The sequence below is a fragment of the Bradyrhizobium pachyrhizi genome, assembly GCF_001189245.1.
Classification (GTDB): domain Bacteria; phylum Pseudomonadota; class Alphaproteobacteria; order Rhizobiales; family Xanthobacteraceae; genus Bradyrhizobium; species Bradyrhizobium pachyrhizi.
Map to the genome: position 1 here is coordinate 2675 of NZ_LFIQ01000097.1, position 8488 is coordinate 11162.

Below are 8488 nucleotides of genomic sequence, written 5' to 3' on the forward strand. Positions count from 1 at the left end.
GCCAACACGGTGAGGGTTTCTTTTGCGTGAACTTCAGAAGACAAGGATGAAGCAAGGCCGAGCGCGGCTGCTCCTTGGAGAACTTCTCTGCGCGTCACTCCCATGGCCTGTCTCCTTTTGGATGCACATGCTTTCAAGCGGCATCCTACCGCAGTTTAGGATCGGACTAGCTCAAGCAATCTGACACACGGAACTATAAATTGTGGCGAAGCGGAAAGACCGCATAAATCGGCTCTCGCATGGTGAATCCCTGCAAAATAACAGTCTGCTCTACCGATTTTGGGACCCTGTCCAAGGTGAATCGCATGATCAATCTGATTGACGCTTACGTGGACGTCCAACTAGGTGATGGAAATTACGAGCGCCTCGAGCGGGTCCGAGACTAGTTGCGCCGACGACGGTGTTGTCCCGTGGCGGCTTGAATCACTCGGGTTCGGCTCGAGGCGCTTCGCGAACTCAATCCCAAGCTGGTCGTTTGCTCGATCTCCGGGTGTGGCCAGGGCGGCCGCTTGCGGGACGAGCCGGTTTTCGATCTCCTTGCGCAGACGATCACGGGGGTCATGGGTCTGACCGGAGAACCGGGACTAGCTGGTGTGCTGATCGGGACATTCCGCCGTCTATGCGGTTGCTGCGATTGTAGCAGCCCTGGTCGGTCGCACGCAATCGAGCCGCGGGTCCGTCATCGACATGAGCTGGGGGCGATCGGGCCGTGAGGTTCGAAACATGACTCTGCACGTCGCAGGGACGTCGGTTTGCATGACCCTTTGAGATAGGGTCGCCGCGTACGACCGGTAGCACGGAGAATGACACGGCCCTGAATCCGCGGGCTGGAGCTTGCGCCAACTCCTCGTCCAACTCACCCTCGGACTTCAGCTCGTGCCGAATTGAAGTGCGGATTCATCACGGAGACTCAGACGTCTGCGAGTTCGGCGACGTGGTCGGCGATCGCAAGCGAGGACGTCAGTCCCGGCGACTCGATGCCGAACAAATTGATTAGGCCCTCGACGCCATGGTCGCGGGGGCCCTGCATCAGAAAATCCTGCGTGGCCGCTACCGGCGGGACGATCTTCGGCCGGATGCCGGAATAGCTGGGTATCAACGCGCCGTCAGGCAGGCTTGGCCAGTATCTGCGGATCGCTGGATAGAACCGCTCGGCACGCGAGGCAGTGACGGCATAGTCGATCGTTTCGATCCACTCCACGTCAGGGCCGAAGCGCGCCTGGCCCGCCATGTCCAGCGTCAGATGCACACCGAGTCCGCCGGGCTCGGGCACCGGATAGATCAGGCGGGAGAACGGCGCCTTGGCGCTGCAGCTGAAGTAGTTTCCCTTGGCGAGATAGGCCGGCGGTATCAGGTCTGGCGGCATGCCGTCGACATTGCGCGCGATCGCCGTCGCCGAAAGCCCGGCAGAGTTCACAAGAAGGTTGCAGAGCAGCGTCATCGGCACCTCACCGCCGGCATCGATTTCGATGACGCCGCCTGTCGCCTTGGCGCGAATGAGCGGCGTGTGAAACGCAAAGGAGGCGCCTCGCTCCTCGGCCTCGCCGCGCAGCGACAGCATGTAAGCATGACTGTCGATGATGCCGGTCGAGGGCGACAGTAGGGCCGCGTCGCAGGCAAGCGCCGGCTCCAGCGCACGCGCCGCGTCGCCTGAAAGCATCTGCATGTCGAGCACGCCATTGGCCTCGGCATGCACCTTGATCGATTGCAGCTTCTCGGTCTCTTTCGGAGAGGTCGCGACGATCAGCTTGCCGCAATTCTTGTGCGGGATGCCGTGATCGGCGCAGTAGTGGTAGAGCGCCTGCTTGCCGCTGACGCACAAGCGCGCCATCCAGCTCCCGGCACGGTAGTAGATCCCAGCATGGATCACCTCGCTGTTGCGCGAGGAGGTGACAGTGCCGACGGCTTCCGCCGCCTCCAGCACGATGACCTCGCGCCCGGCCTGCGCCAGACGCCGCGCCACGGCGAGTCCGACCACGCCGGCTCCGATGACGACGCAATCGACTCTATCCATGGCCGGGCAGGACTTCTGTGACGGGAGCTTGGTTGGCCGGTTTGTAGCGAAGGGCTTCGCACGGCGTGAGCCAGGCACTGTGCGGTGTCTCACTATCGTCAGTTCGCGCCTGCTGCCCCTGAGGCACGCGCGCGAGGAAGAAGCGTGTATCAAAGCGGCGCTGGCGGACTTCTGCGGCATCAACATCATGAGTGTCGACCTTGCCGCCAGGGAAGACGTACACACCACCTAGGAAATCGGACATGCTGTGGCGTTTCAACAGGAACACCTCGGGATCGCTCGTGCCGTCGCGAACCATAACCATAGTCACTGCATCGCAGACTGGCAACAATAGATCTCGATCGGAGAAATAGCGGTCAGCGGGGTATGATTGTGTCGAGACCGGACAATCGAACGTGCTCATGTCGATGACACACCCGGGGCCCGATTCGTGCGGCCGACCAGGCCGCAGCTATCGCAGCAGCCGCATAGTTTGAAAGATGGAGGTCAAACTCGTGTATGAGGCCTATACCCATTAAACAGCACACGGCGACGGGGCTCATCATGACACTTTTCGCCGTTCGCTTTCAGCGAGAACATCGGTGCAGATGAGACGATCACGGCGGGGTTCGCAGGAGGCCTGCTCATCTGGTGCGAGTAAGAGGCAGTCCTCCGGTCGAATTTCCACCCGGATGCTTTCGCCGTCCCGCGCGAAACACTGGCCGTTGTTTTGCACGACGGCATGGATTCTGCGGCCATTGGCGAAGCGAACCCAGTGGTGGATGGTCGAGCCAAGATACTCCGTCTTCTCGATCACGCCCTCGAGTGCGTTCACGCCGACCGCGGCGGTGGCGCCCTTCGTCCGCACGGCGATGCGCTCGGGCCGGATGCCAAGCTCCACAGCGCCGCTGGGAGCCTTGCCTGCGATTACGATGGACAGCCCATCCTCGGTTACAAACCGGCCACCGTCGAGCCGGCCCGTGAACCAATTCGATTGCCCGATGAAATCGGCAACGAATTTGCTCGCGGGCGCGCTATAGATCTCCTCGGCCGATCCCCGCTGCATGATCCGGCCCTTGTTCATGACAATGATGTGGTCCGCGAGGCTCATCGCCTCTGACTGGTCGTGCGTCACGATAATGGTGGTGATGCCCGCCGAGGTCAGGATTTGCCTAAGCTCCACTCGCAGTGCATCTCGCAGCTTGGCGTCCAGGTTGGAGAGCGGCTCGTCCAGAAGCAGGAGGGAGGGTTGGGTCACCAGCGCGCGTGCCAGCGCTACTCGTTGCTGCTGGCCGCCGCTCAGCTGGTGCGGGCTGCGCTTACCGTAGTCGGGCATCTTCACGAGATCGAGGACGGAACGAATTCGCGCCGGAAACTCGGCCGAGGGGACGCCGCGCTCGCGCAAGCCAAAGGCAATGTTTGCCTCCACGCTCATGTGAGGGAAAAGCGCGTAGTCTTGAAAGACCAGTCCCACATTGCGCTCGTATGGACGTTTCCTGCGGACGCTCTCGCCGCGAATGAGGATGTCTCCGCCATCCGGTACTTCAAAGCCCGCGACGAGGCGCAGCGTCGTGGTCTTGCCGCAGCCGCTCGGCCCGAGAAGTGATACGATACACCCCTCCTCGACCTGAAAGGAGATGTTGTTCACGGCCAACTCTTGGCCATAGCGCTTCGAGACGGTGCTGAGTTCCAATACAGTCATGGGATCCTTACTTATGATAAACGCCTTGTCCGATCACTTTATCCAGGCCTACGACGCGATCTAGGACCCAAATCAGCGCGATGGTGAGAACAATGAGGCAAACGGCCGCCGCAGCGATGCGCAGGTCGAATTCAGAGCGCATCGCGGTCGTCATGGCCACGGGAAGCGTGTAGAAGTCCGGGCCCGTCAGGAATAGGCTGACCGAGACATCATCCATTGAGTAGGCGAAAGCGAAGACTGCGCCAGCGGCAATACCAGTTTTTGCTAGTGGCACAGTAACCTTCCAAAAAGAGCGACGCTCCGTGGCACCGAGGATTAGAGCGGCCTCCGTCAGCGATTTTCGGATTCCCACTAGGCTCGCGAGAGTCGTTCGGATCACATAGGGCACCGTGATGATCAGATGACCACCGATGAGGCGGACCCACCCGTCGAACACGCCGATCGCGGAAAAGAACAGCAGAAGTGAGAATCCAATGATGACGTGAGGAACGACAAGAGGCGACAAAAAGAAGGCGGAGAGAGTGTCCTTGCCGGGAAACGTGTAGCGGTCGAGCGTGAACGCCGCTGCAACGCCGATAAGGGACGACAACGCGGTCGCCGCCAGCGCCAAGATCAAGCTGACCTGCAGGCCTTTGAGATAAGACGCATCTGAGAAGAAGCCCACGTACCATTGCAGCGATAAGCTGGGTGGAGGAAACGCGCCCAGGAAGTCCCGCGAATCGAAGGACATGACGGTAGCGATCAACAGTGGCGTGACGAGGAACGCTATGGTGGCGGCGGACAGGCACACTACCAATAAGCCCAGAACATTGTCGGCGAGGCGCTTCATCGGACGGCGCGCTCCCAGTCGCCGCTGGTCAACCGGGACACGATGTAGATCACCACCAGCGAAATGACCAGCATTACGACCGCGACGGCCGATCCGCTGGGGAAATTTGCCAGCTCGCTGAACCGGTTGTAGATCAGATTGGAGACGAACATGACCTTGCCGCGTCCCAGCACCATCGGGACGATGAAGGCGCTGATCGACAGTGTGAAAGAGACCAGGAATGCAGAGAGGAGGCCGCGTGCGCAGAGCGGCACCGAGACCGCAAGGTGGGACTTCCAGCGGGCCGCGCCGAGCGACTGCGCCGCCTCAATGAGCCGCGGATTGACGTTCTGGATCGCACCGATGAGCACGAGGGCAGACATGGGCACCGCATAGTGAAGCAGTCCGAGCACGATCATGAATTCGATGTAAAAGCGGCTCCCGCTCGTCTCACCAAACAGACGAGCGATTTCGGACGCAAATCCCACCGGACCGAAGGACAGCTCGATAGCGTAGACGCGCACTAGCACGCTCAAGAACATCAGCGTGATGAGGAATCCGATGGTCGTCCTCCGAAGCCAATCCGAGCGCCGACGGGCAACAAAGTAGGCAATCGGAAACGCCAGCAGCACTCCCAGGAATGAGGAGATAAGGCCAATCCGGAACGTGTCCCAGAAGTAGGAGACGTATGCCGGGTGCAAAAGGTCCGTGTAGTTGGCTACAGTAAACGGTGCATTCGCCGCGGAGCCAATGCGGCCTGGGATAAACTCACGAAAACTATCCTCGAAGACTCGTAGGAGCGGATACAGCATCAACGCGCCGTACACCACAACCACCAAGCCGAGCACAAGCGCGGCTCCGCGCGTAAGCTTCATGCCTTCCTCCCAAAACGCGAAAATATGATTCACCGTCTCTGGTGCCTAGCTCGCGTTCCCGGGAGGGCTCGAGCGTATGTTCAGAGCAGGCCTCGCTGTTGCAGCGCAGGAGCCGGCAGACTCGTGTCGCGCACATCAGTGAGCTGTTACGATGGGCTGCCTCGGCAACCCCGCACAGAATACTCTAAAGCGGTCCGAGGCGAAAAGACCGCGTAAATCGGCTCAAGATTGCAGAAATACTGCAAAAAAGAGGGATTTCTATTAGTTCGAGGCCTAGAGAAGTGGGCCAATGGCGGAAGACTAGTAGCCGGTTGGCGTATTGATCGGCCTACAATCATCTTGTTGATCATAGGTTCGGGATTGTACCTGACAATCGAACCCCTTCGGAATTCTCCGGAAGCTGGCAGCGCCTGAACGAATGCAGCGCAATCATGCACAAGCCCCCGGCCGCGATCGGCGAGTGAATCGACAGGTCCAAATTTGAGCCCGGAAGAATGTTCCGAACTTGGTCCTGCTGGTTTGTCAAAACCCTGTTTCGCCAGCGTGACGATTGCGCCCGGTGCATCGCAAAATAACGTCACCGCGATTGGGGCAAGGCCAAAACGTCCCAACGGCGGCGATCAGCCGAATGGCCCGGAGCGGCACCAGACGGGGCTAGCGATCAGCACCCATGAGATGCGCTGCGGGCCGAATGCAATGTTAGATGGTACCCCCGAGGACGCAAACCCGCGTGCCCGTCAGAGAGTGCGCAATCGCGCGGATGAAATTCGGTTGATGCGCACGCACTTCAACCAGGCCCGCCGCCCGTATTGTGCCAATCTGCTTGCGGCGTCAAAACATTGTCTCGGCAGGGTCTGAACAAGTCCGCCTGTAGGCTTCATTACTAGCTCGCGCGGCCGTACCGAACACGAACGAGTGGCGTCGGCGGCTGCGCTCGTCCGCGCCGCTGTGGCATCGGCGTGAACCTATCTTGCCGTGCAGCCACTCATCGGGCGCGCTCCAGATAGGCCTAGTTGGCCGGCCTGGCTACCAAGGTGCGCACCAAGCACGATCGGCATCCCGCGCCAAGAGCCCGCGGCGCGTCCGCTTCTTGGCCGCGTACTCCGCGTCGCCGAAACTGGTCTGTCTAATGCAGCAGGCTCCTGCTCATCGATCAACGCGCGCATACGCGACCGACTTTGTTCGGGTCATCGGAAGACACGCGTTGGCGCTAGCGAGAAGATCGTTCTCTGTTCCGACCGCTGTCGTAGCACCAAGTATGGCTTGACCGGAGCAATCAAGAGACGCTGAGCACATTTGTGTAAACAGTGGTTCTTGACAACGTCCACAGTCAGTCTCTCGCGCCGGCTTTTCGCACGTGCTCTCCGAGACACGGAGAGTGGTCTTGCGCGCTTCGTGGCCCTTGCTCAACCAAGAGACCCTCGGGCGAGAGCGTGGCCTCCTCCCGCACGCACCTCACCGAGTACAGTTTCATCTGGCAGCAGGCGCAGCTAGATGCGGCTTCGGCAGCTCAGTTCGGTACGCACGTGGCCGCACTGGAGAGTAGAACCTTGTGCCGGCAACCCAACATTGTCAATATCGTGAGAGTCCGTCGGAGGCTTGAAGCCATTGCTGCACACGGTGGAGATCGCCTCTCACCGACGATCACGACGTCCGCCGTGACGTGCATCGATAAGAATCCCCACTTGAGGCTTGCCCAAGACGGTCGCCCCCCGCTTTAGTGATCATTTATCCCCGGCCCGTTGAAATTGCCTTTGCATTCAAGATGCTGGTGTTGCAATGATATTTTCGTCGCATTCTCCTGTGATCCAAACGGTTTCCGGCTTCCGGCAGTCGATTTGCGGTGAGAATCATCTGGAGCCGATCATGCAATACGATCGAATAGACGCCCGTATCCTTGAGATCGTGCAAAAGAACAATCGTCTAACTTCGGAGGTGATCGGCGAAATGGCCGGGCTCTCCGCTACCGCGTGTCAACGACGACTAAAGAGACTTCGTTCGGAAGGTATTATCGAGGCCGACGTCTCAATTGTTTCGCCGAAGGCGGTAGGAAACCCGATCCAAATGCTTGTGCTAGTGAGCCTAGAGCGAGAGCGTTCAGACATAATCGATAGGTTCAAGAAGGCGATCAAATCGTCTGTTGAAGTTGTCAATGGATTTTACGTGACCGGCGACGCTGACTTTGTCCTCTACATCACCGCGCAAAGCATGGAAGACTATGAGCAGTTCACTCGCCGCTTCTTCTACGCGAACTCGGAAATTAAGACGGTCAAGACGATGGTAATAGTAGACCGCGTCAAGGTCGGCTTTGCCGTTCCAATTGAGATACCGCCGGAGGATTGATTCAGTTTCTCGCCCCACGAGTATGAAGCTAATCAGGCTTTGAATGCTTTATGCTGTCCTTTTGCGCTCGATTGTCGCTGGAGCGCCGTGGCCGTCCCGCGCCGGACTCGAGGGTCCGAAAGCGCTGGCCGGATGAGCTGAAGGTGCAGATCGTTGTGGAGAGCCTCCAGCCGGGCGCAATTGTGACAGATATCGCACGCCGCTATGGCTGCCGGCCCCAGCAGGTGCATGACTGGCGGCGCCGGGCGCGTTCGGGGCGATTGGCGCTGCCGGCTTCAGCGGATGCATTGTCGTTCGGGTCGTTGGTGTCGGAATCGTCGCTACCGGCGGCTGCGGAGCCTTCCGGATCGCCGGAAGCAGCTGCTGTTACGGTTGAGTTCCTGGGTGCACGGGTGGAGGTGCGCGGAACGCCTGGGCCTACCGTGCTGAGTGATGTGTTTGTGGCGTTGCGCCGGATACGCTTATGCTGACGGCTCCCGCTGGCCTCATGATTTATGTTGCGACCCAACCTGTAGACTTCCGGAAGGGCGCGGATGGCCTGGCGCTGTTGGCGAAGGAGACGCTGGGCCACGATCCGATGAAGGGCGTGGCGGTGGTCTTCCGTGCGAAGCGCGCTGATCGGGCGAAGATCGTCGTCTGGGATGGCAGTGGCCTTGTTCTGTATTGGAAGCGGCTCGAGAGCGGCGCCTTCAAGTGGCCCCCGGTTGTTGACGGCGTCAGGCGGATGAACGCAGCGCAGTTGTCGGCGCTTCTGGCCGGCATGGATT

Annotated in this window: 9 protein-coding genes; 4 read left to right on the forward strand and 5 right to left on the reverse strand. The window is 59.8% G+C overall.

Annotated features, from left to right (window positions below; all coding sequences use genetic code 11):
• Positions 1 to 422: 422 nt before the first annotated feature.
• Positions 423 to 713, forward strand: coding sequence for a CoA transferase (locus AKL29_RS46725; RefSeq protein ID WP_082190696.1), 291 nt, complete (start codon positions 423 to 425; stop codon positions 711 to 713).
• A 197-nt stretch (positions 714 to 910) separates the two neighbouring features.
• Here the strand turns inward: AKL29_RS46725 and AKL29_RS24625 are convergent, their stop codons facing one another.
• The 5 genes from AKL29_RS24625 to AKL29_RS24645 all read right to left on the reverse strand — a co-directional run bounded on the left by AKL29_RS24625 (position 911) and on the right by AKL29_RS24645 (position 5378).
• Positions 911 to 2014 (reverse strand): NAD(P)/FAD-dependent oxidoreductase, encoded by a 1104-nt coding sequence (locus AKL29_RS24625; protein WP_050385954.1) that lies wholly within the window; start codon positions 2012 to 2014, stop codon positions 911 to 913.
• The gene (locus tag AKL29_RS42220; RefSeq protein ID WP_152977757.1) at positions 2007 to 2417 is read right to left on the reverse strand and encodes an NUDIX hydrolase; all 411 of its coding nucleotides are present in this window, start codon (positions 2415 to 2417) and stop codon (positions 2007 to 2009) included. Before AKL29_RS42220 ends, AKL29_RS24625 begins: the two co-directional genes overlap by 8 nt.
• A gap of 138 nt (positions 2418 to 2555) precedes the next feature.
• Positions 2556 to 3695 carry an ABC transporter ATP-binding protein gene (locus tag AKL29_RS24635; protein WP_063779939.1) on the reverse strand — a complete coding sequence of 380 codons (1140 nt, stop codon included), beginning with the start codon at positions 3693 to 3695 and terminating at the stop codon, positions 2556 to 2558.
• 7 nt (positions 3696 to 3702) lie between these two features.
• A complete protein-coding gene (locus AKL29_RS24640) occupies positions 3703 to 4524 on the reverse strand; it encodes an ABC transporter permease (protein WP_050385956.1) in 822 nt (273 codons plus the stop codon).
• Positions 4521 to 5378: an ABC transporter permease gene (locus AKL29_RS24645; protein ID WP_063779940.1), complete on the reverse strand. Its 858-nt coding sequence runs from the start codon at positions 5376 to 5378 to the stop codon at positions 4521 to 4523. Before AKL29_RS24645 ends, AKL29_RS24640 begins: the two co-directional genes overlap by 4 nt.
• A 1866-nt stretch (positions 5379 to 7244) precedes the next feature.
• Between AKL29_RS24645 and AKL29_RS24650 the strand changes: the two genes are divergently transcribed.
• From AKL29_RS24650 to tnpB, 3 genes are all read left to right on the forward strand, one after another.
• Complete coding sequence (locus AKL29_RS24650; protein WP_050385978.1) at positions 7245 to 7721, forward strand: Lrp/AsnC family transcriptional regulator; 477 nt, start codon at positions 7245 to 7247, stop codon at positions 7719 to 7721.
• Between the two features lie 50 nt (positions 7722 to 7771).
• Positions 7772 to 8191 (forward strand): transposase, encoded by a 420-nt coding sequence (locus AKL29_RS46730; RefSeq protein ID WP_082190697.1) that lies wholly within the window; start codon positions 7772 to 7774, stop codon positions 8189 to 8191.
• The coding region (tnpB, locus tag AKL29_RS24655) for an IS66 family insertion sequence element accessory protein TnpB (protein ID WP_050385979.1) at positions 8185 to 8488 on the forward strand (304 nt) is incomplete at its 3' end. The genes AKL29_RS46730 and tnpB, both read left to right, overlap by 7 nt.